We start from the raw sequence: 22,894 nt of genomic DNA, 5'->3' as shown, positions 1-22,894 counted from the left end.
CAGAATCATGGGAAATGTAAGACAATTTTTAGAAGTTGATCGTCAACTGCCAACCAAGTTGGATGCGCAAGAGCGTAAAACCAACTTTGTTGAAATCTACACGCCTTTTGATCCAAAAGCTGCCATGGCACAAGCAGACCGTTGTTTGCATTGTGGCAACCCTTATTGCGAATGGGCTTGTCCGGTACACAACTATATTCCAAGCTGGTTAAAACTGGTGGCGGAAGGCAATATTATGGAAGCGGTTGAGTTATCGCACAAATCTAACTCACTGCCTGAAATGTGTGGTCGTATTTGTCCGCAAGACCGTTTGTGTGAACAAGCCTGTACGCTCCACGACACCAATTTTGGTGCGGTGACCATCGGTGCGGTTGAAAAATATATCACCGATACCGCGATTGAAATGGGCTGGACGCCAGACCTATCTGACATCGTGATGACTGACAAAAAAGTCGCCATCGTTGGCTCTGGCCCTGCTGGTTTGGGCTGTGCGGACATTTTGATTCGTAATGGTGTTAAGCCTGTCGTTTTTGAAAAAGAACAAGAAATTGGTGGTCTGCTGACTTTTGGGATTCCACAATTCAAGCTCGATAAAGTAATGGTTAAAAAGCGTCGTGCTATTTTAGAAGGCATGGGCGTGGAGTTTCATTGCAACACCGAAATCGGTAAAGACATTGCCTTTGAAACCCTACTTAATGACTATGATGCAGTTTTCTTAGGCATGGGAACTTACAAGCCCATGGCGGGTCGTTTCCCCGGCGAAGACCTACCTCAAGTCTACAAAGCCTTGGATTTCTTAATCGGCAATGTTAAACATGAACTTAAAATGATTCAAAGCCCAGAGCCGTTTGTATCGATGAAAGGTAAGCGTGTTGTCGTGTTAGGTGGTGGTGACACCACCATGGACTGTACGCGTACCTCGATTCGTCAAGGTGCCGCGGAAGTGTTTTGTGTGTATCGCCGTGACGAGGCCAACATGCCAGGTTCGCGTGCCGAAGTGAAAAACGCCAAAGAAGAAGGCGTGAAGTTTAAGTTTAACCTAGCGCCGGTTGAAGTCATCGGTGAAAATGGACAAGTGACCGGAATTAAAGTGATTGAAACCCGCATGGGTGAACCGGATGAAAAAGGTCGTCAACGCGCTGAAACCGTTCCAGGTTCAGAGCAAATCATTGCTTGTGATGCGGTGATTGTGGCGTTTGGCTTCCAACCCAATCCACCGGCTTGGTTTAAAGATTACAGCATCAACCTAACCGATTGGCAAACTGTCGTGGCTGCTGAAAGCACGCAATACCCTTTCCAAACCAGCAATGAAAAAATCTTTGCCGGCGGCGATATGGTGCGTGGTTCAAGCCTAGTGGTTCATGCCATTGCCGAAGGTCGTGCAGCCGCTGAAGGGATTTTAGATTACCTAGAGGTTTAATCTAGAACAACTTTACCGCCAAAGAAAAACCGCACTTGTTGCGGTTTTTTATTGCCCCAAAAAACCAGGTTAATGGGTCTCAGCCAAGCCACTGTTTTGGTCAGGGTCATAGAAGCACAATTTGTTTTTACCCGATTCTTTGGCTTGGTACATCGCAATATCCGCCTGGCGCAACAATTCGCTTGAATTGGAGGAGGTATTGAAGAAAGCAACTCCGATACTGGGTGTATTCGTGTAGCTGTCTTCGCCTAACTCAAAGGGCTGATTTAACGCTTTGAGTATTTTTTGACCGATGGCATCGATATGCTCTTTGGCAAAACGCTGAAATTCACCTAAGTTTTCAAACAAAATAACAAACTCATCGCCCCCCAAACGCGCCACGGTATCTTCAAGACGCACACTGGCTGTTAAACGCTGCGCAACCTGTTTTAATAGGACATCGCCCATATCATGTCCTAGGGTGTCGTTAATCTGTTTAAAGTTATCCAAATCGATAAACATAATCGCACCAATTTGATGATGCCGTGCCCAGCTTTCAAGCGATTTATTGAGTCTGTCTTGTAATAGACGACGATTGGGTAACTGGGTTAAGGCATCGTAAAATGCCAGACGATTAATCTCTTCTTCTGTGGCTTTGCGCAGGGTAATGTCCATCAAATTGGCAACATAGTTAGTTGTTTGCCCTTTAGCATCTTTAACAGCGGTAATATTGAGTGATTGGGGGAAAATTTCACCATTTTTACGCTTATTCCACACTTCGCCCTGCCAAGATCCGGTAGCAAGAATACTTGCCCACATATCCTGATAGAAAACTTTATCATGGCGCCCAGATTTCATTAGACGAGGAGTTTTGCCTATGGCTTCTTTGGCACTAAAGCCTGAAATTTGTGTAAAGGCCTGATTGACTCTCAAAATCACTTGATTGGCATCGGTCACCATCATGCCTTCTTGCGAATCAAAAGCCGTGGCCGCGATACGCAGCTCTGATTCCATTTTGTGTCTTTCGGTAATGTCATGCCCTATACCCAAAACACCCAGCGCTCGTCCTTGTGCGTCTAAAATGACCGCTTTGGTGGTTTCGAGTAACTCTTGATGTCCATCACTGGCAAAAGTAACCTGCTCCTCATTAACACTTTGACCTTTGAGGATGGCGGCTCGATCATTTTCTGTAAAAAAGTCCGCCAGGTTTTTATCCACAAAATCATAATCTGTGCGCCCCACGATTTCCGCTTCTGTCGCCCCAAAAAATGCTTCAAAACGATGGTTGCACATCAGATATCGACCTTCCATATCTTTCATCCAAACCAAATCTGGAATCGAATGAATTAAGGTGCGTAAACTGCCCTCTTTTTGCGCCAGCGTTAGGGTACGCTGTACGATGCGTTCTTCTAAAGAAGCATTCAGCTCGGATATATCGTGAAATTTGCCTTCTAATGACTTGGCCATTTCTTGGAAATGACCAATCAACTGCTGAGCTTCTATCAGCCCACTTTTTGGCCACACAATACCCTGGTTATTATGTGCAATTTTAGCCGGTAAATTATCGGTAATTTGGTTTAATCTGCTGATTGATGCGGTGGCTTTGCGCGCCAATACTTTGGCAAAAATTAAGGCAAACACCAGCACAAAAAATAAGATGGTAAATTTTTGAGTATAGTTGTTGAACAGTTCTTTTTGAAAAGGGGCTATGGGTTTTTCTATCACTAAACGCCATTCCGAAAAATCGCCCACCCGAAACTCAGTGACATAACTGGAATATTTCCAACGTTGTGAAATGGGCATATTCGCTTGCAGCTTGGGCACCCATTGCTTAACCTGATGATCTACCTCAAAAAATTGTCCCTGCTCTAAGTTAAACGGTTGCAGAGTGGTTTGGTCTGCTCGCACGGAGAGAATCACTTTATTGTTTTTATCCAACAGCGTGAAATTAAGGTTATCCATCAACGAAGATTTAATTTCTTCTAAACGCAAAACGCCTGAGATGTATCCATGATATTGTCCATTCACCACTATCGGCGCCAACATTAAAGCGATAGGTTCAGGCCGACCGGTTGCTGATAAAAAGACTTCCGACAACATAGGTTTTAGATGCGTTTTTAAAAGTGGGATATAGGAGCGATCAGAGAAATCTTTGTTTAAATTGCTATGACCTAGGTCGTCAATCATGGGAGAAAATGCCATACTTTTACCGCTTTCATCAACCAAAGCCAAGCGTAAAAAGTTAGCATCTGACTGGCGCACCAAATCCAGATAAGCTTGCATTTCTTGGGGAGGTAATTGCGCCGCTTTGCTGGCTAAGTGAGCAATAACGCCTTGTCGATTTTCAATCCAGTGGTGGATAAATCTTAAACTGTTCTCTTTTTCGGTGATTAACTCAGCGCGCACGGAATCATCGATACGCTGATAATCGACCCGACTTTCCAGCGCCATCATAAACAATGCGGGGAACAAGACAAAAAAAGCCAATAAACTATAAATGACTTCCCGAAATTGAAAACGGTGCTTACGATAGAAAAACCCATAACCCATATATATCAAACGCGCAAAAATCACATTCGCTAAGCCATTGACCGCCTGTTTCATCATGGTGATTTGAGTATTATCAACAGAAGACTGCATAACCCCATAATAAAACAGCGCCACTAGGGGCAATCCCAGCAACAGCCAGTAGAGTAAATCGGCAATGACCAGCCCCATTTTGCGATGCTGGTATAAATAGCCCACCACCAAGAGTTCTGCCGTCATGATAATGATGGCATAGGGGTGATTCCAAAGAATGTAGGTATAGCTAGAAATGATGGCGGCTGCCAATAGGGCGCGCGTAAAGCCCATAAATTGCAACACCAACATGGCAAAGATACTGCCGAATAGAAAATCGATATTCAGAAAGAGTGGAAACTTAAAGTGTAAAAGTCACGACTTCATCTGACACTGCTCTTGAAAAAGAGCAAGTTTCCCGTTTTGATATTAGGTGTCTAATCAAAATCAAAACAAAGGAAACTCACATGATTAATACTAATCAAAAAATCATCAAACATAAAGTCGGATTACTCAATCTTGCAGAAGAACTTGGCAATGTTTCAAAAGCCTGCAAAGTAATGGGCTTATCTCGAGATACTTTCTATCGTTATAAAGCTGCCGTTGATGACGGTGGTGTTGATGCTCTAATCGATAAAACCCGCCGGAAACCCAACCTTAAAAACCGAGTAGATGAAGTAACTGAACAAGCCGTTATTCAATATGCGATTGACTATCCTGCTTACGGTCAACTTAGAGCAAGCAATGAACTCAGAAAACTCGGTATATTCGTTTCATCTAGTGGCGTGCGCAGTATCTGGATCAGAAATGAACTGGCTAACTTCAAAGACCGTTTAAAAGCTTTAGAAGACAAGGTTGCCAACGACGGCATTATTCTGACCGAAGCGCAGGTCGTAGCCCTTGAAAAGAAAAAGCATGACGATGAAGTCAGCGGTGAAATTGATACTGCCCATCCAGGGTACTTGGGTTCGCAAGATACCTTCTATGTTGGCACCTTAAAAGGTGTTGGCAGAATCTATCAACAAACCTTTGTCGATACCTACTCAAAAGTAGCGTTTGCTAAGCTTTATGCCACCAAAACACCGATAACAGCGGCAGATACCCTTAATGATCGAGTGCTACCATTTTTTGAGCAACACGAACTGCCCATGCTCAGAATCCTGACTGACCGTGGCACTGAGTATTGTGGTAAAGCGGAGCAGCACGATTATCAATTATACTTGGCGCTAAATGATATTGAGCACACTAAAACCAAAGTCAAATCACCGCAAACCAATGGCATTTGTGAGCGCTTTCACAAAACCATTTTGCAGGAGTTTTACCAAATCACTTTCCGCAAAAAGATTTACACATCAATTGAACAACTTCAAACGGACCTGGATGAGTGGATTCATTTTTACAACCATCACAGAACTCATCAAGGTAAAATGTGTTGTGGAAGAACACCAATGGAAACATTGGAAGATGGCAAAAAGATATGGGCTGAAAAGTTCGTAGCTTAAACTTAAACTGACAGACACTCATAAAAAACGGGGAACTGTCAGATGAAGTCTGAATTTCTACACTTAAAGTAATTACCCGCTAAGCCCGCAGCGGTTAGCAATAAAAATAACAACCCTTTAGAGGTTTTTAAGTTTTTAAGAAGGTCAGCCATTCCGTCGGTTTTCCAATGTACCTATAAGTAACATTACTCTAGCGATATCTTAAGTCTCATACAACCTAAAGATGGGATAGTTGCGGTAAAAATTGATATAGCGCAAATATTGTGACCACACCAAGAGGCAAAACCCCTTAGTTAAACGCTTAGTTAACCACTTAACATCAAAGGGTCGGGGGTAAAAGCGTGTCTTTTGTTAAGAATTGTCTAGCGGTTTGCGCATCCACAGCCGGACTAAAATAAAACCCTTGCGCAATATCGCAGCCATGGCGCTTTAAGAAGTCTAATTGTGCTTGGGTTTCGACGCCTTCGGCCACCACTTCTAAATTCATGGTTTTGGCTAGGGCAATAATGGACAAGACCAATTGCTGATTACTTTGATTGGTGTCTAAATCATCAATAAATTCTTTATCGATTTTAATCACATCAAATGGATAACGGCGCAAATAACTCAATGAAGAATACCCTTTACCAAAATCATCCATCGACAACTTAAGCCCTAAGGCTTTTAAGTCAAACAGCTTAGAAGCGCCCAAGGTTTTTTCTGCGAGCAAAATGCCTTCGGTAATTTCAATTTCAAGACGCCCTTTATCAAAGTTTATCCGCGTTAATTGGCTTTCGATAAACGCCAAAATATCTGCCGACTTTAACTGCACTGGTGATAAATTCAATGCCAAACTTAACGACATCTCAGGGAAATCCAATATCCATTGCTGTGCCTCAGTAATCGCCACTTGAAAAACATATTCCCCTAAAGCCAGTATTTGCTCGTTCTCCTCTGCTATGGGAATAAACTCCTCAGGGCTCACACTGCCAAAGTTCGGATGAAACCAACGCACCAACGCCTCAAAACTGCAAATTTTGCCCGTCGCAATACGAATTTTCGGCTGAAAATACACCTGAATTTCGCCGCGTTCTATGGCACCGACCAAACCTTGGTTTAACGCCACACGGCGGGTGACCGCTTCATGAATACCGGGTGAATAAAACACATAGGCATTGCGCCCTTTTTGCCCCGCTTCTTCTGCGGTTAACAAGGATTGATAAATCAGTTCCTCTAAGTCTTGTGCATCATCCGGAAAAACGCATCCACCCCAACTGAATGACACATTAGCACTGTAAGGTTTGAGTTGGGTATTATTGGCTAAAGCCCATTGTAATCGCCCCATGACCACTTCAATTTCAGTCACATTTTCTAAACCAGAAATACTTAACAGGAACACATCGTCAGACCAACGGCCAATCGTATCCACATCGCGCAATACCTCTGTTAAAGACTGCGAAACCATCATCAACACGGCTTCTACCTGCGCTGAACCTTGCAATTTATGCACTTGTGACAAGCCATTTAACTGACAAGCCAATACCCACACATGGCCATTTTGGCGTTTGGCTTGATTGAGCGCAGAGCCCAACCTATCTTGAAATAAATAGCGATTGGCCAAGCCTGTCACTCGGTCGAAATACATTTGGGTGTGTAGGGTTTTGCGAACCGAACCTAATTTTTTTTTAAGATACAGACTCCAAAACAGAAAAATACTCAACAAAGCCAGCAGTCCTGCCAAATAAGGCAAAGCAACTCTCAAACGAAACGCATTTTCTAATTCGTTGTCGATCCATTTTTCATAAATTTTGCGCTGTTGTTGTGGGGTTATATTATGAAGCGCTTTTTGCAAAATGCTTTGTAAAATCGGCCAATCACTGCGCACCCCCATTGCCAAAATAGATTGTGTACCGGAAATAACGGAGTGCACCTTTAAATTTTGCATCACCTTATTTTGCATTACATAAATCGCCACTGCCCGATTGCCCACATAAGCATCGGCTAGGCCGCTCGAAACCGCTTCAAGCGCCGCTGCGGTTGACAAGTATTCGTGAATCAATACTTTGGGGTATTGGCGTTTAAAATACTCAACATTGCCAAAACCTTTCTCCAAAGCAATGACCTTATTGTTTAAATCTTCTGGTTTGCGAAAGAGTTCAGCGCCCTTTTGAGCAATGATGACATGGGGAATGGTTAGATAAGGCGAGGTAAACAGCATATCTGCCGAACGAGAAGCTAAGGGGCTAACATCCATTAAGACATCAATTTGATGTGTCTTAATTTTATTCATTAACACCGCCCAGTGATCGGGCTCTAAAATTAACCGACCACCCAGTTGTTCATTCACCCGCTCAAAATAATCAATACTGATGCCCTTTGGCATTTCTGCGACAAAACTAATCGGCTCCCACGCCAACATACTGCCGACTTTAATCACCGGATGCTCCGCCAACCAAGCTTGTTCTTCTGGGGTTAATTTTAGGGAGGTCTGTGCTTTACAAGAACCCATCACTGCAAACAACAGCATAATTGCCAGCATGGCTTGTAACAGGTGTATGACAAGAGGCGATAGGTTTGTTGTTTTCATTTGACGACACAGTGTGTTTTAAAACAGTATAACGAAGTGCACCTAACCAACAGCAATCAAAAGTAACAACAAAAGCGCCAACTTAAGTTAATTGGCTATCTTGGCATCATTTGATTGGGTGCTTGAGGTGGCATCATCGGCATGGGTTGATAAGGCGCGGGATATGGCATGGGATAAGCCGGGCCATAATTGGGCGCAGGATAAGTTTGGGCAACATTGGGTTGAGCAGTGTAGGGTTGAAAATTAGGCTGACCGTAATAAGGCTGACCATAATAACCCTGCTGCCCATTAAACCCTTGCCCACGCGCCATATTGGCAGAAGCCTGTCTAGATTGTTGTTGTCTGGCCGCTTGGTCGGCTTGCATTTTGGCCAGCCAATCCATTTGCATTTCTAAATCCATATTGCCGTAAAAGCGATAACGGGTATTGCCATTGCCAATCCAATCATTCCAAGCTTTGGCATTGTAATTAAAACGATCTTTAATAGAATTGTCCCCGCCACCTTGGCGCATTTGATCGGTCCAAAAACTGGGTTGCATGGGAAAAGGTGTTTTGTCTGAGTCGGCTTGTGCCACAGCTGTCATCGAAACTAACAAAATCATTAAACCTTGCTTTAACTGCATATTCTGCTCCCCTTTGAGTTGGCATTTTCGAAATAATGTCTTGGCATTCTAACCCTATTCGTTACAGGTGACAAGCAAGCCAAATTTAACGCAAAAATGACCAGGCCTGGTCATTTTTGGCAGATTTATTGCCTTTTATGGTTTAAATTTAAGGCTTAAGATTAATGCTTTTTATGGGTATTCGTTAAGGCTAAAGATCTGGCATCAATTTTAAAATAAGACATTTCTCTTTCTAACTCATGCGCTTGATCACGCAAACTTTCAGACGCCGCACTGGTTTCTTCAACCAATGCCGCATTTTGTTGCGTTACACCATCAATATCAGAAATGGCTTGATGCACCTGATGCACGCCCGCAGCCTGCTCACTGGCCGCTTGTGCAATTTGCACAATCATGGCAGTCACTGCATCTATTGACTGATTCACTTCATTGAGCATACTGCCCGATTCGCTCGCTAGGTTAGAACCTTGATTGACACGCGTCACGGTTTCTTCAATCAAGCCTTTAATGTCTTTCGCCGCTTCTGCTGATTTTTGTGCCAAACTTCTCACTTCGGCGGCCACCACGGCAAATCCTCGGCCATGCTCTCCGGCTCTGGCGGCTTCTACGGCGGCATTTAAGGCTAACAAGTTGGTTTGGAAAGCGATGCCATCAATCAAAGAAACAATCTCTGAAATTTTATGACTCGATTCTTCAATGGCTTGCATGGCTTGAATGGTTTGCTGCATCACCACCACACCTTTATCCACCTTGCCTTTCACCTGTGAAGACACTTTGCTGGCTTCTTGCGCATTAGAACTGCTGCTTTGCACCTGTGCATTCATCTGTTCCATGGTTGCCGAGGTTTCTTCTAAAGCTGCCGCTTGTTGTTGCACGCGATTACTTAAGTCAGTCGAACCTTGATAAACCTCTTTGGCTGCCCCCGAAACCACATTGGATACTTCTAACACCACCGTAACGACTTCTTTGATTTTGGCACTGGAATAGTTAATGGCATTTTTTAAGTCATGTAACTGCCCTTTATAAACACCAGAAGGCAACTCACGGGTTAAATCGCCCGCCGCTTGCGCCGCCACCACTTCACTGATAGCACCCATCACATCCCCTAAGGTGGTCATGGTTTGATTAATGGCTTTACCTAAGGCTTCTAAATCACCGGGTTGCACTTGCACTCGATAATTAAAATCTCCGTCTTCAATCTTTTTAAGCACATCAATAATTTCGTTGATATTTTTAACTTCGGCGGTTCTGTCATACCACTCAACCACATAGCCCATTTTGGCTTTATTACGCATAATCGGCACCACAGTGAGCTTTAAAACCAAGCCTGCCACTTTCAGCTCGCCAGTCCAAGGTTCTCTAAATCCTTGCACCATTTGACGCTGATGCGCAGGGTTTTTATGGAAAATATCCATATTAGAACCCACCACTTGGCTGGCTTTAAAATTAGGCAAAGCAGTTTGTAATTGTTTTTCGTTACGAGAAAACATGGCGGCAAGTGATGCGTTGATGCTTTTAATATTAAAGTCCACATCCGCCACCATTAAATTGGTACTTGCGCTGTTCATGGCTGTTGTTAAAATCGCAGCGGACTTGGCGGCATCGTAATTTTTGGCTTCTGATTCAGCCACACGCGAGCGCACCATATTCATTAAAAAGCCCATTTCAGAAGCATCTGGAATGGCATTTTGTACCTCGCCATTGGCAATATTCTCAATGCCCGCGCGTAATTTTGGTGAGATGTTACTTGAACGCATCATAAAGGCTAGGGTGCCTACAAAGGACAGAATTGCCATTAAAAAGAATAGGCCTGTGACCGGATTCATATCCGCTTGCGTGGCTAAACCTGCAAAAGCAATGCCGCCTAACACCAAACTAATGATTGGTAAGGCAAACTTTTGGATAAAGCTTTGTTTTTTAGTCCACGGAAAAGCGGCTTTGCCAGCCTTAATGTCAGAATAAAGCTGTGAAGCCTGTTGCTTTTGCGCTTGCGTGCCAGGATAGCGTACCGATAAATACCCTGTCACCTTGCCATTTTTGATAATCGGCGTTGCATTGGCCATGACCCAATAATAGTCACCGTTTTTACATTTGTTTTTGACCATGCCCTGCCAAGGATCGCCTTTTTTGAGGGTTTGCCAAAAGTCTTGGAAGGCTTCTTTGGGCATGTCTGGATGACGCAAAATATTGTGTGGTTTACCTTTCAATTCCGCATCTGTATAGCCTGAGGCTTCACGAAACCCATCGTTATAGTCAAGGATATTACCCTGTAAATCCGATGTTGAAAGGATGACAAGGTCATCTGGCAACACATATTCTTTGTTATTCGACATCAAAAACCTTCTAAAACATAAAATTAAAAGAATCTATTAAAACGGAACTTTGAAGGTTTGGAAAGCGAATAACTTGATTGAAATCATGTTTATAAAGTAAATAAACATAAAAATGCGAAAAATCACTTATCGCATAACACCCGAACAACTATCTGTATAAATTTAAGTTTTTCAATTACTTAACACGCATCTAGAGCTGACTAGCTAGACTGTTGAAACTGGCGTTTGAAGGCATAAATGCCCAATAGAAATAATGCGGTTCCAAGCAAAAACAATAACCCAAAGCTTTGCCAAAGATCGCTAAAGCCCGCACCTTTGAGAATAATGCCATACCCCATTTCAATAAAATAATAGAGCGGCGAAAAGCCTACCAAGGCTTGCTCAAATGCCGGCATGGCTTCGGCCGGTGTCCAAGCACCTGAGAGCAATAAAATCGGCATCATGGTTAAAAAAGACACCATCATCACCTGTGAGAGATTTTTACTGAGCGTAGCAATCAATAACCCCAGCCCAGAGATGGCATAAATATACAAAGCCGCCGCCGCAAAAAATAACGCCACACTCCCCTGAAACGGCACATTAAACGCCGGAATAATCACGCCAAACAAGGAGAGTGTAACCCCTGAGAGCAAAATCAATTCCACGGCAATGATTTTGGGGAACAAAATCTGAAACGGCGTTAAGGGCGTAATCGACAACTGCTCAATCGTGCCACGCTCTTTTTCTTTAACCGTGACGGCTGCCGATAAAAATAAGCCTAATAAGGTGAGCACCGTCATCATTTCTGAAATCGGCATAAACCAAGTATCTTGTAAGGCGGGATTGTAAAGCACTGAATAATTCAACTCGACCACGGGCATTTTCTGGGTTTGCTCAGCAATGCGGTTTTGCAGGTTTAACTGCCAATTTTGATTAAATTGCGCATTGGCCAATCCACTGTAACTACTGGCCAAATTGCCGAGCATGACATTACTGGCATCCAGTTGAAAGAAAATATCGGTGGGTTGTTGTTTGAGCAGGTTTTCTTGAAAGTGTGCCGGAATATCGATCACCCCTAGCAACTTGCCTTGGTCTAACAATTGCAAAGCCTCTTGCTGAGTTTGAATACTGCCTTTCATCTCATAATAAGGCGCACGCAATAACGCCAGCCATTCTCGAGATGCCGCGGAACGGTCATGGTCCATCACCGCAATGGGCGCATGGTTTAAGTCCATGGTCATACCGGCACCAGCCACATAAACCTCGCCGGTAAAAAAGTACACCACCGCCAACAGCAAAATCCAGTCCCGCGAAAACTGCAACAGCTCCTTGCGAGTCAGCGCAAAAATTTGCGACCACCATAAACGAAACCCTTGCACAGTCGATCTCATGAGGCCACCCGCTTTTTAAAGCGCCACACCGCCAACAACCACAACCCCAAAGCATAGGCCGCTAACACCAAGACATTGCTCCAGAGTTCTGGCCAGCCTTGTCCTTTAAGAAAAGTGCCCCAGACCAATTGCAACTCGTACATCCCTGGAAACAAATGCGCCTGAATTTGCGCATCACCACTCATCGATGAAATCGGCATTAAGAGGCCTGAATACATCATGCCGGGAATCATCGTCCCCAACATGGCAATCAAAGCCGCGGCCGCTTGCGAAGACACAAAGGTTGAAATCAACAATCCGATGCCCGCCGCACTGGTGACATACAACAGTCCACTGACCAAATACAAAGACAAACTGCCCTTAAACGGCGTGTCAAAAAACACCAAGACTGCCCAAGTTAAAATGAGCAAATTAATAAATGAAATCGCCACATAGGGCAACAGCTTGCCCGTAATGTATTCGCTTTTGCTGAGTGTTGAGGCGTAAATATTATAAATACTGCCCAACTCTTTTTCGCGCACCACCCCCAAAGCCGTCAACATGGCTGGCGCCATTAACATAATCAGCATCAACATTCCTGAACCGGTTGACCAGATACTTTTGAGTTCGTTGTTGTACAAATAACGGGTTTTTAAGGTAACCGGCGACAACAGAGCTTGTAGCTGCTGTGCCGAAATGCCTTGTTTTTTAGCTAACCAAGTCTGTAAAAGTTGCTGGTTAAAACTGCCATTAATGGCAGCAATATAGCCTTTTACCACATTGGCACGATAGGTAAACATGCCATCGATTTGCGCTTGCACAGCCGTCGCTTGACCTTGTAATAGGCGTTTTGAAAACTCTGGTGGAATCACCAATAAAAAGCGAATTTTGCCTTGCTTTAATAGGGCATCGGCATCCTGCTCTTGTGCCAGATGACCTTGATAATCAAAGTAGCGTGAATCCATGAGCTTGTGACTGTATTCGCGGCTGAGTTGCGATTGGTCATAGTCAACCACCGCAAAGGGCATATGCTCTACATCAAAACTCAAGCCAAACCCCAAGACATTCATCAACATAAACGGAAACACAAACGCCATCACTAAATAGAGTTTGTCGCGCCAGATTTCCAGCACTTCTTTATGCGCTAGGGTCAGCACTTTAGACACTTGCATGATGCGACTCCAATTGGGCAATAAACACCTCCTCTAAACTGGGCAGATGCGTTTGATGACGCTCTGTGGCCAAAGCCTGTTTGAGATTACGCGGAAAATCATGTGCCACTACCCGCCCAGCTTGCATCAGCACCAACTGATGGCAATGTTCGGCTTCTGACATATAGTGCGTGGTGATTAAAATCGCCACCTGCATTTGTTCGGCTAAATCGACCAGAATGCGCCAAAAATTCGCACGACCTAAAGGGTCAACGCCAGAAGTGGGTTCATCTAAAAATAGCACCTTGGGTTCATGAATGAGCGCACAGCCTAATGCCAAGCGTTGGCGTTGCCCAAGGGGTAAATCTTTTACCAAATCGTCCTGCACCTTTTGCAATTGCGCCATATTTAAAACCCAATCGCAGCGTTGCTTTAAGGCTTTGCTGCCTAAACCATAGATGCGGCCAAATAATTGGATGTTTTCCAGAACGGTTAAATCTAAATAGAGCGAAAAGGATTGCGACATATAGCCAATTTGTTGCTTAATGGCTTGCGCTGAAGTGCGCATCGACAAACCTGCCACTTCAGCATCGCCACTGGTGGCTGGCAAAATGCCGGTAATCATTTTAATCACCGTGGATTTTCCAGCGCCATTAGCCCCTAACAAGCCTAAAATTTCACCGGCTTTTACCTCAAAACTGACTTGGTCTGCGGCCACAAATTCTTTAAAGTGTTTGCTGAGCTCCGACACTTTGATTAAGACTTGCGGATTACTGAGCGAGGATGTTGCTGATGGCAACCGCACCTGTTCGGTTAAGCCTTTAACCTTTTTAGCCTTTTTTACCTTATCCGACTGCGGTGTTAATAATTCAACAAACACATCCTCTAGGGTTAAGGGCACAAACTGCCAACTGGGCAGATGTTGAAAAGTGCTGAGCATGTGCGTGATTTCTTGTCTGAGCGCATCGGCTTGGGCGTGAAAACACACACCGCGCCACACACTGCCTAGCCGCTCAAACCGTGCAAATTGGCAGGCTATCGCATTGAGGGTTTGGGTGATTTGATGAGAGGACTCGTCGACTTGAAACTCGATGGCAAAGCCTGGGTGTTGCTTTAGTATCGCTTGCGCACTGCCCTGTGCAATCACCTGACCTTGATGCAAAATGCTCAACTGTTGAAAACGACTGGCTTCATCCATATAAGCGGTCGAGACTAAAGCGGTAATCCGCTCCTCTTTAACCAGTTGATTCAAGATGGTCCAAAAATCGCGCCGCGATAAGGGGTCGACCCCAGTGGTGGGTTCATCTAAAATGACTAGAGGTGGTCGATGAATGAGGGTGCAAATCAAGCCCAGTTTTTGCTTCATACCGCCGGATAAAAACTTCATCGGCCGATCGACAAATTGAGTAAGTTGCGTCATCTCTAACAGGCGTGCTTTACGCTCGTCTAACTCTTTGGCTGGCACGCCGCGCAGTTCGCCAAAAAACTGAATGTTTTCAGCCACACTGAGTTCAGGATAGAGATTAAGCCCCAAGCCTTGCGGCATAAACCCTAAGCGCCCTTTGATTTTTTCGGCACTGGCTTCTGAATCAACCAGAATATCATCCACCCAAACTTCACCGTTGTTATAGGTCATCACACCGGCAATGGCTTTTAGCAAACTGCTCTTACCGGCACCATCTGGCCCTATCAGCCCATAAATTTGACCTTTGGGCACTTGCAACGACACGCCTTGAACGGCCGTTTTTTTGGCGTAAGTTTTACAAAAGTCGGTGACCTTAATCATGGCAATGCCTAGTGAGATTCTGGCAAGTTAATCCAAGCATCCGCCGGTATGCCGGGCATTAAACGATGCTCAGGATTGGCATCCAACAACAATTTAACGGCATAAACCAATTTAACGCGCTCATCCTGAGTTTGCACTTCTTTAGGGGTAAATTCGGCTTGCGATGCGATGTAAGTCACCGTAGTAGCAAAGGTTTGATTCGGGAAAGCATCCACTTTTAAATCCGCCTTTTGATTGAGGTGAATTTGTCCGATGCGATTCTCGGCGACATAGCCTTTTAAATACAACGCATCTAAATTCACCAGGTCGAATAAGCCAGACCCTGGCGAAACGACTTCGCCCACATTGACCAGCCGCTTGGTGATGACGCCGTCTATGGGGGCAGTAATTTTCATGTCCTCGAACACGCTCATGGCTTCCATTAAGGAGGCTTGGGCTTGCAAGGTTAAGGCTTTGACGGCGGCGACTTCATCGGTTTTCACTAAGACTTGGTCATCGCCCAAATCTGCTTCGGCTAAGGCTTTTTGTGCTTGAATTAAAGCCATTTCTGCCACTTGAACTTGATCCCTTAAGACTTCGGCATTTAATTGACTGCTTTCTAGTTGATGTTTTTCAATGGTGCCTTTGGCGTATAACTGACGATAACGCTCGGTATCTTTATTGGCTTGCAGGCTGCTGGCTTGCGCCGAATTGAGCATGGCTTTGGCATGATCGACGGTGGCTTGGGCAGAAGCGACTTGTAAAGGCACTTGTTTTTTTAGGAGTTCCAATCCGGTTTGGGCGGCTTTATATTGCGCTAACACCGCACCATAAGCCGCAGCCGCTTGGGTAACTCTGGCTCGAACTTGGGCATCGTCTAAAACTGCCAACACCTGACCCGCTTTGACCCAATCGCCTTCTTGTGCGCTGACTTGCAAAATTTTGCCAGCGGCCTTGGTGGAGGCGAGATAGTGTTCGGCTTCGATTCGTCCGTTTACCTTTAGCAGATGATCGGGCGTGGTTGAGCGGGTATTGATGTAGATGCTGGTGAGAAGTAGTAGGGCTATGACAGCCAAAAGGCCGACCGTTAAACGGGTTTTAGTGTGCGTTTGCATGAAAATCCCTCGCAAAAAGCATTGAGTCTATTGTCGCACTTAATAAAACTTATGTGTGATTTTCAACGCTTTTGACGAGTTGCTACAAACTTAAGCGGGTTTGTTACCTGAACGATTCGGGTTTGGGCGACGGTTACGATTTTGAGGATTACCGCCTTGTGGTTTTGCGCCACCTGCACCACCAGCCCCACCCGCACGGGTTGAACGAGGTTGGTGACCACGGGCATTTTCGCCGGAGCGTTGTCCATCATGGTGTTCTGTTCTAGGCGCTTTTGGCTTTTTAGGGCGCGGTGCTTTAAACGGACGCAAATCTAACACCGACTCTGGCAATGGATGCGTGGGCTCAAATCCAGGAACCAGTGTACGGGGAATGACTTGTTTGGTAAGACGCTCTATGTCTTTTAAGAAATCAAACTCATCAGCACATACCAATGATAAGGCTTCACCACTGGCACCGGCACGACCTGTTCTGCCGATACGATGAACATAGTCTTCTGACACATTGGGCAGTTCAAAATTGACCACATGCGGCAGTTGGTCTATGTCGATGCCGCGCGCGGCGATGTCGGTGGCCACCAACACTTGAATCTTGTTGGCTTTAAAATCCGCAAGCGCTTTGGTACGAGCGTTTTGGCTTTTATTACCGTGAATGGCGGCTGCTGAAATGCCGGCTTTTTCCAGTTCGGTGGTGAGTTTATTGGCACCATGTTTGGTTTTGGTAAATACCAACACTTGAAACCAATTGTGCTCGCCAATCAATTTAATCAACAAGGGTGTTTTTTGTTTTTTATCCACTGGATACACTTTTTGGCTAACCGTTTCGGCGGTACTGTTTTCTGGCGTCACCGAAATTTCAACCGGATTATTCACGATACCTTTGGCTAACTGACGAATTTCTGGCGAGAAGGTCGCTGAAAACAATAGGGTTTGGCGTTGCTTCGGTAAGAGCGCCATGATTTTTTTAATGTCGTGAATAAAGCCCATGTCTAACATACGGTCGGCTTCATCCAGCACCAAAATTTCAAGATGGTCAAACTTCACGGCATTTTGTTGATAAAGATCTAATAGACGACCCGGCGTTGCGACCAAAATATCCACACCACCACGCAAGCGCATCATTTGCGGATTGATTTTTACGCCACCAAATACCACCGTTGATTTTAACGGTAAATCTTTGCCATAAGTTTGCACACTGTCTGCCACCTGAGCGGCCAGTTCACGGGTTGGGGTGAGTACCAAGGCGCGTGCTTGATTATTTTTAGCGCCAGCACCTTTCATTAACAACTCTAACATTGGCAAGGTAAATCCAGCGGTTTTGCCGGTTCCAGTTTGTGCGGCGGCCATAATATCTTTGCCACCTAAAACGGCTGGGATTGCCTGGGCTTGGATTGGAGTTGGAATCGTATAACCTTCAGCGGTGACGGCGCTGAGAATATTGGGGGAAAGACCTAGGTCGTTAAATGTCATGGAGTTCTCGATGTTTAATTTGATTTTGCGGTAGCTTACAGGAAAAGCTTTCTAAACAGGTTTTTATTGTGTAAAACCGCCTAAAAACAACCAGGCCTGGTTATTTTTAGAGCTGTTTTGGAGTTTTTTAGGCTTTCGGAGGGGTTTGTTCGTTTAATGATTGTGCTTCTGGGTTATTGATTTCTTGAGCTTGGAATTCGTTGACTTGAGATTCTTTGTTAGGTTCAGGCTTGGGAGCTGGCACATCATCATCCATAAAAATACTGTGCGCCGCGCCATCTAAATCATCAAAGTGTCCTGTCTTGGCCATCCAAATAAATACTGCCACTACTAAAACCCCAAACAATAACATCATGGGAATTAAGCCATAGATCACATCCATTAGTGTTCTCCTTGCTGCATTTTTTGTTTAAGCAGTTGATTGCGTTTGGCAACCGCTTTAGGATTGAAATAGGTTCGGATGCGCGCAGCATTACCAATCACCACCAAACTGCTCAAAGGCATACTGATTGCCGCAATTAAAGGTGTGAGTAATGCCGCCATGGCTAAGGGTACAAACAACGCGTTATAGATAATCGAGCTGGCAATGTTTTCTTTAATGGTTTTTAGCGTTCTGGCAGACAAGCCAACGGCCGTATCAACGGCGAGCAATTCATCATTCAACAAGACGATATCGGCGCTGTCGGCTGACACATCGGTACCAGAACCCAAAGCGATACCCACATCCGCGCGCACCAAAGCTGGTGCGTCGTTAATACCATCGCCAATCATGGCCACTTTATGACCTTGGGATTGTAAATCGCGGATCACTTGGTTTTTATCTTGGGGCAGCACTTCTGCGATGACTTGCATACCGCCCAATTGCTCAGCCACTTTTTCAGCTACTTTTTGACGGTCGCCACTTAAAATAATGACTTTTTTATTTTGCGCCTTCAAGCGATCAATTAATAATCTCGCATCGGCACGAATTTCGTCCACTAAAAACAGCACTGCAATCACTTGATTGTTTTGCACGACCCACACACTGGTTTGCCCCAACTCGGCGGCGGCTTCAGCTTGTTCGAGTAGGTGTTGCGGTAAAGCCACCTGTTGCTCGGTCAACCAAGCGGCGGTTCCAATTTGATAAGCTACTCCCTGAATAGAACCACTTACCCCTTTGCCAGCGTGCGCTAAAAAGGCATCCACTTCATACAAGTTTTGTTTGAAATGTTTGTAGTCCGTTAAAATATCTTGCGTTAAGGCTTTTGCTAAGGCGTGTTCAGACTGAGACTCTATTGAGGCAACAACTTTTAAAACCTCAGCTTCTTCATTGCCTTCAACAATGATTTTACCTTTGAGCTGCATTTGTCCTTTGGTCAGTGTGCCCGTTTTATCAAACACAAAATGGGTAATGTCATTAAGCACTTCTAAGACTGCGCCATTTTTAATCAAAATACCATTTTGTGCAGAAACGCCTGCCGCGACAGCGGTCGCCATCGGTGTTGCCAAACCAAAGGCGCATGGGCAGGTAATAATCAACACTGAAGTTGCCGCAATCATCGCGGTTTCAAGGTCGGCGGCGAAAATCCAATACACAAAACTTAAGGTCGCTAAAGCCAAGACCACCGACACAAACCAGGGCATAATTTTTTCTGCGGTACATTGAATGGGCGCCTTTGAACCCTGCGCATCCTCCACCATATGAACAATTTTGCCCAGAGTTGTGTCTTGCAAAATCGCGACAACTTCAACTTGAAAGGCGCTGTCTATATTAATTGTTCCGGCGGATACTGAGCTACCCACTTGTTTAAAGACTTCTCTGGACTCCCCCGTTAGCATAGATTCGTTAACCGAACCCTCGCCCTTGATAACTTTGCCATCGACCGGAAATTTTTCTCCGGGTTTAACCAATACAATTTGCCCTTTCATCAGCTTACGAACCGGCACGATTTGTTCTTCGCCATCACTGCTTAAAAAGCGCGCAATCTTTGATTGTAAATCCATGAGTCGACGCGTAGCATCGATGGCTTTGTTTTTGGAAATGGCTTCAAGATAACGCCCAATCAATAGCAGAAAAATAAAATCAATCATGGTGTCGAAATAGACATTACCAGGATGATTAATATCGATGGTTACCCAAAATGAGTAAAAATAAGTGGTCAGAACGCCCAAAGAAATAGAGACATCCATCCCCACACTACGTGATTTAATAGAACTCCAAGCGCCTTGAAAAAAGGGTTTGGCAGAATAGATAATGACACTGGTTGCGATGAAAAATTCTAACCAATGGAAATAGTGCCTAAACTCTTTGTCTTCATCTGCCCCCGCATACAAGGCCACTGAAAACCACATAACATTCATCATGGCAAATGCGGCATAACCCAGGCGATAGAGTAAATCACGATTGGCTTTTTTAAAGGCAGCATCACTGGCCGAAGGATCATAAGGCGTGGCGTCATAGCCTATGCGATTGAGTTCCTGGATGATTTTAGAAAGAGGTAAAACTGAGTTATCCCAGCGCACTTTGATTTGCTTGTTGGTAAAGTTAACTTTAGCCAATAAGATGCCGTCAATTTTAGCCAAGCTGTGTTCAATCAACCAAATACAAGCCGCACAATGAATGGCTTCAGACATCAGTGTAATTTCGCGTCTTTGCGATAAGTCCCCCACAAACTGAGATTGAACTTCATCATAATCATAAAATTCAACATCTTTGTTGGGTGGTGGCGGCGGCTCTAGCAATTCGCCATCAGGTGTCCGCTGATAAAAACTTTCTAAACCGGCTTCGTAGATAGCTTCACAAACACCGGCACAGCCATGACAACAAAACTCACGCTGTTGATTTTGAATAGGGCGTAAAATTAAGTCGCCTTCAGGAATGGCTTGTCCGCAGTGAAAGCAGCTAATTTGCATACTGACCTTTATTGCGCAGCAGGATTGGCTGATTGAACCATGATGGAACGGCCGATGTTAAATTTTTCACCCTTAGCAAAAATTTCAACAATAAAATCGTACTTGCCCATTAAAGGCAAATTTAGATTAGCCGTGTAAACACCTGGTTGGGAGGTTGCTACTAAGGTCACTTGACCATCATAGTCTTTGTTAGATGGACGGTAGTAATAAAACTCTGCTGAATCGACAACTAAAGGTTGTTTTTTGTCATCTAGAACCGTAACTGTCACGGCTTGCTCTTTGTTTTGAACCAGAATGGGTAAATCAACTTTCATTTCCCAGCCAAGATTTTCCATATGTTTTCTAGCGGCAATAATTTCGTTAATGTTTTTGCCCTTGGCATAGAAGTCTTCAACCGTTAAACCGGGAGCCGTGACTATCGCCATGCTCACCATGAAAAAATTGACCGCCAATACCACGGTTAGAATCACAAACCAACCTATGACAAATGGATTCTTCCAAGCGACGCTCCAATTACGAGTATCTATTTTTTCTTCTGCCACAATCGTTCTCCACAAACAAAAAAGCCTTTCATCGACATTGATGAAAGGCTTGATTATACCTTAAAGAACCCTCAAGTTAATTTAGAAAACTTGAGGTAGTATTAAAAGTTTTAACGCGGTTTTGGTGCGATAAACATACTGGTATAGGTTGATTTAATGGCTGGATTTTCTGAATCTTGAATGTGAATATTGATAGGCGTATTCGCATCTGTCAGTTCTTTCTTTTGTAATCTCACCAATAACACAGAAGACGCAACATCTCCTGGAGGTACTGAAATGTTTTGATCAGCGATATAAACCAAATTATCTACGCCATCAACCACAATATTCACCGTCATAGGCACCGCAGATTTATTGACGATTTTAACCACATATTTATTTTGAATCTCACCAGTAGACATCTGAACAAATAATGGCGCTCTTTCATGCAGTACTTTTACATCTATGGGCGACATAGTCGCTAGACCCCATACCAACACAGCAGCCGCAACAGTCATGATCCCGGTATAAACCAATACACGCGGTCTTTTTAAGAAAGGTACGGTTGGCTTACCCATAAATTCAGCTAAGGACGCATAACGAATCAATCCTTTTGGCTTGTCAATTTTTTCCATTACAGAGTCACAGGCATCAATACATAAACCACAAGTGATACAACCAAACTGTTGACCTTTACGAATATCAACCCCTGTCGGACAAACAGCCACACACAAGTTACAGTCAATACAATCACCCAATACAGGGGCTTCTTCACCAGGTTTTACGCGTTTGATACGGCCACGAGGTTCACCACGGTCTTGATCATAAGTGGGAACGATGGTTTCTGAGTCAATCATTGCACCTTGAATACGGGCATAAGGGCAGAAACCGATACAGGTTTGCTCTCTCAAGAAACCAGCAAAGAAAGTCGTTGCTACGGTTAAACTTAAAATTGCAGTGGTTTCGGTCGATGTCCACTCCAATGAGAATAGACGAACCCATAAATCAATGGCTGGGTCGAAATAAGCCACAAAACTGAAAGCCGTTAAAAAACCTATGGCAGACCAAGCAATCCATTTTGGAATTTTTAATTTTAACTTAGCAAAACTAATTGGCTCTTTATCCAATTTGACGCGTTTGTTAGGTTGACCTTCAATTTTTTCTTCAATCCAAGTAAACACATCGGTCCATACTGTTTGGAAACAGAAGTATCCACACCAAACACGACCAGCAACCGCTGTAGAGGCGGCTAATAATAATCCACCAAACAATAAACCAATCGCCAGCACCCAAATGTCTTGCGGCAGAATGGTTAAACCAAAGATGTGAAATTGTCTTTCAGCCAAATCAAACAATAACGCTTGCTGACCATTCCATTGCAGATAAGGGAACACAAAAAGAGAAATCCAAAAAGACGCAATAACCCATTTAGCGGTTCTAAAGGCTCCTGGCATTCGCTTGGCGTGAACAGTTCCTTCTGTATGGACTGTTAATAACTCAACACCAATATTTTGGAGATTTTTATTAGCGGTATCCACCCCATCTAGCAATGAACCGGTTTGGCCGTTATCTTTATAACCGGACTTTTTATTTTCATCAGACATAATGCTTTCCTTGCATAACTAACTTGTTTCCATACATTCTATAAGATT

General features: G+C 44.2%; 15 protein-coding genes. 2 read left to right on the top strand and 13 right to left on the bottom strand.

Annotated features, from left to right (window positions below; translation table 11 throughout):
• Positions 1 to 7 precede the first annotated feature (7 nt).
• Complete coding sequence (locus THMIRH_RS01200) at positions 8 to 1,420, top strand: glutamate synthase subunit beta (RefSeq protein ID WP_198415234.1); 1,413 nt, start codon at positions 8 to 10, stop codon at positions 1,418 to 1,420.
• 69 nt (positions 1,421 to 1,489) lie between these two features.
• Here the strand turns inward: THMIRH_RS01200 and THMIRH_RS01195 are convergent, their stop codons facing one another.
• Positions 1,490 to 4,270, bottom strand: coding sequence for a diguanylate cyclase domain-containing protein (locus THMIRH_RS01195; RefSeq protein ID WP_173289972.1), 2,781 nt, complete (start codon positions 4,268 to 4,270; stop codon positions 1,490 to 1,492).
• 155 nt (positions 4,271 to 4,425) lie between these two features.
• Between THMIRH_RS01195 and THMIRH_RS01190 the strand changes: the two genes are divergently transcribed.
• Positions 4,426 to 5,460, top strand: coding sequence for an IS481 family transposase (locus THMIRH_RS01190; protein WP_173289970.1), 1,035 nt, complete (start codon positions 4,426 to 4,428; stop codon positions 5,458 to 5,460).
• Positions 5,461 to 5,779: 319 nt separating this feature from the next.
• Here the strand turns inward: THMIRH_RS01190 and THMIRH_RS01185 are convergent, their stop codons facing one another.
• The 12 genes from THMIRH_RS01185 to ccoG form a co-directional block, all read right to left on the bottom strand.
• Positions 5,780 to 8,026, bottom strand: a complete 2,247-nt coding sequence (locus THMIRH_RS01185) for an EAL domain-containing protein (RefSeq protein ID WP_173289967.1) — start codon at positions 8,024 to 8,026, stop codon at positions 5,780 to 5,782.
• Positions 8,027 to 8,121: 95 nt separating this feature from the next.
• A complete protein-coding gene (locus THMIRH_RS01180; protein WP_173289965.1) occupies positions 8,122 to 8,649 on the bottom strand; it encodes a hypothetical protein in 528 nt (175 codons plus the stop codon).
• A gap of 161 nt (positions 8,650 to 8,810) precedes the next feature.
• Positions 8,811 to 10,982, bottom strand: coding sequence for a methyl-accepting chemotaxis protein (locus THMIRH_RS01175; protein WP_173289963.1), 2,172 nt, complete (start codon positions 10,980 to 10,982; stop codon positions 8,811 to 8,813).
• 200 nt (positions 10,983 to 11,182) lie between these two features.
• Complete coding sequence (locus THMIRH_RS01170) at positions 11,183 to 12,352, bottom strand: ABC transporter permease (protein WP_173289960.1); 1,170 nt, start codon at positions 12,350 to 12,352, stop codon at positions 11,183 to 11,185.
• Positions 12,349 to 13,503 carry an ABC transporter permease gene (locus THMIRH_RS01165; protein WP_173289958.1) on the bottom strand — a complete coding sequence of 385 codons (1,155 nt, stop codon included), beginning with the start codon at positions 13,501 to 13,503 and terminating at the stop codon, positions 12,349 to 12,351. Before THMIRH_RS01165 ends, THMIRH_RS01170 begins: the two co-directional genes overlap by 4 nt.
• A complete protein-coding gene (locus THMIRH_RS01160) occupies positions 13,490 to 15,268 on the bottom strand; it encodes an ATP-binding cassette domain-containing protein (protein ID WP_173289956.1) in 1,779 nt (592 codons plus the stop codon). Before THMIRH_RS01160 ends, THMIRH_RS01165 begins: the two co-directional genes overlap by 14 nt.
• A gap of 8 nt (positions 15,269 to 15,276) precedes the next feature.
• Positions 15,277 to 16,362: an HlyD family secretion protein gene (locus THMIRH_RS01155; protein ID WP_173289954.1), complete on the bottom strand. Its 1,086-nt coding sequence runs from the start codon at positions 16,360 to 16,362 to the stop codon at positions 15,277 to 15,279.
• 90 nt (positions 16,363 to 16,452) lie between these two features.
• Positions 16,453 to 17,829: a DEAD/DEAH box helicase gene (locus tag THMIRH_RS01150; protein ID WP_173289952.1), complete on the bottom strand. Its 1,377-nt coding sequence runs from the start codon at positions 17,827 to 17,829 to the stop codon at positions 16,453 to 16,455.
• Between the two features lie 127 nt (positions 17,830 to 17,956).
• Entirely contained in the window at positions 17,957 to 18,211 is a 255-nt protein-coding gene (gene ccoS / locus THMIRH_RS01145; protein ID WP_173289950.1) for a cbb3-type cytochrome oxidase assembly protein CcoS, read from the bottom strand.
• A complete protein-coding gene (locus THMIRH_RS01140; protein ID WP_173289948.1) occupies positions 18,211 to 20,721 on the bottom strand; it encodes a heavy metal translocating P-type ATPase in 2,511 nt (836 codons plus the stop codon). The genes ccoS and THMIRH_RS01140 overlap by 1 nt, the downstream gene beginning before the upstream one ends.
• A gap of 8 nt (positions 20,722 to 20,729) precedes the next feature.
• Entirely contained in the window at positions 20,730 to 21,263 is a 534-nt protein-coding gene (locus THMIRH_RS01135; RefSeq protein WP_173289946.1) for a FixH family protein, read from the bottom strand.
• A gap of 110 nt (positions 21,264 to 21,373) precedes the next feature.
• Complete coding sequence (gene ccoG / locus THMIRH_RS01130; RefSeq protein ID WP_173289944.1) at positions 21,374 to 22,846, bottom strand: cytochrome c oxidase accessory protein CcoG; 1,473 nt, start codon at positions 22,844 to 22,846, stop codon at positions 21,374 to 21,376.
• Positions 22,847 to 22,894 lie beyond the last annotated feature (48 nt).

Source organism: Thiosulfativibrio zosterae (genome assembly GCF_011398155.1).
Taxonomy (GTDB): Bacteria; Pseudomonadota; Gammaproteobacteria; order Thiomicrospirales; family Thiomicrospiraceae; genus Thiosulfativibrio; species Thiosulfativibrio zosterae.
Note: the sequence above shows the minus strand (reverse complement) of the source record. Positions and strands in the feature narration are given on the sequence as shown.

Bases quoted from the DNA above. Each gene is read 5' to 3' on its own strand.
- THMIRH_RS01200 (WP_198415234.1), top strand. From the start codon at position 8: ATGGGAAATGTAAGACAATTTTTAGAAGTTGATCGTCAACTGCCAACC.
- THMIRH_RS01195 (WP_173289972.1), bottom strand. From the start codon at position 4,270: ATGTTGGTGTTGCAATTTATGGGCTTTACGCGCGCCCTATTGGCAGCC.
- THMIRH_RS01190 (WP_173289970.1), top strand. From the start codon at position 4,426: ATGATTAATACTAATCAAAAAATCATCAAACATAAAGTCGGATTACTC.
- THMIRH_RS01185 (WP_173289967.1), bottom strand. From the start codon at position 8,026: ATGAAAACAACAAACCTATCGCCTCTTGTCATACACCTGTTACAAGCC.
- THMIRH_RS01180 (WP_173289965.1), bottom strand. From the start codon at position 8,649: ATGCAGTTAAAGCAAGGTTTAATGATTTTGTTAGTTTCGATGACAGCT.
- THMIRH_RS01175 (WP_173289963.1), bottom strand. From the start codon at position 10,982: ATGTCGAATAACAAAGAATATGTGTTGCCAGATGACCTTGTCATCCTT.
- THMIRH_RS01170 (WP_173289960.1), bottom strand. From the start codon at position 12,352: ATGAGATCGACTGTGCAAGGGTTTCGTTTATGGTGGTCGCAAATTTTT.
- THMIRH_RS01165 (WP_173289958.1), bottom strand. From the start codon at position 13,503: ATGCAAGTGTCTAAAGTGCTGACCCTAGCGCATAAAGAAGTGCTGGAA.
- THMIRH_RS01160 (WP_173289956.1), bottom strand. From the start codon at position 15,268: ATGATTAAGGTCACCGACTTTTGTAAAACTTACGCCAAAAAAACGGCC.
- THMIRH_RS01155 (WP_173289954.1), bottom strand. From the start codon at position 16,362: ATGCAAACGCACACTAAAACCCGTTTAACGGTCGGCCTTTTGGCTGTC.
- THMIRH_RS01150 (WP_173289952.1), bottom strand. From the start codon at position 17,829: ATGACATTTAACGACCTAGGTCTTTCCCCCAATATTCTCAGCGCCGTC.
- ccoS (WP_173289950.1), bottom strand. From the start codon at position 18,211: ATGGATGTGATCTATGGCTTAATTCCCATGATGTTATTGTTTGGGGTT.
- THMIRH_RS01140 (WP_173289948.1), bottom strand. From the start codon at position 20,721: ATGCAAATTAGCTGCTTTCACTGCGGACAAGCCATTCCTGAAGGCGAC.
- ccoG (WP_173289944.1), bottom strand. From the start codon at position 22,846: ATGTCTGATGAAAATAAAAAGTCCGGTTATAAAGATAACGGCCAAACC.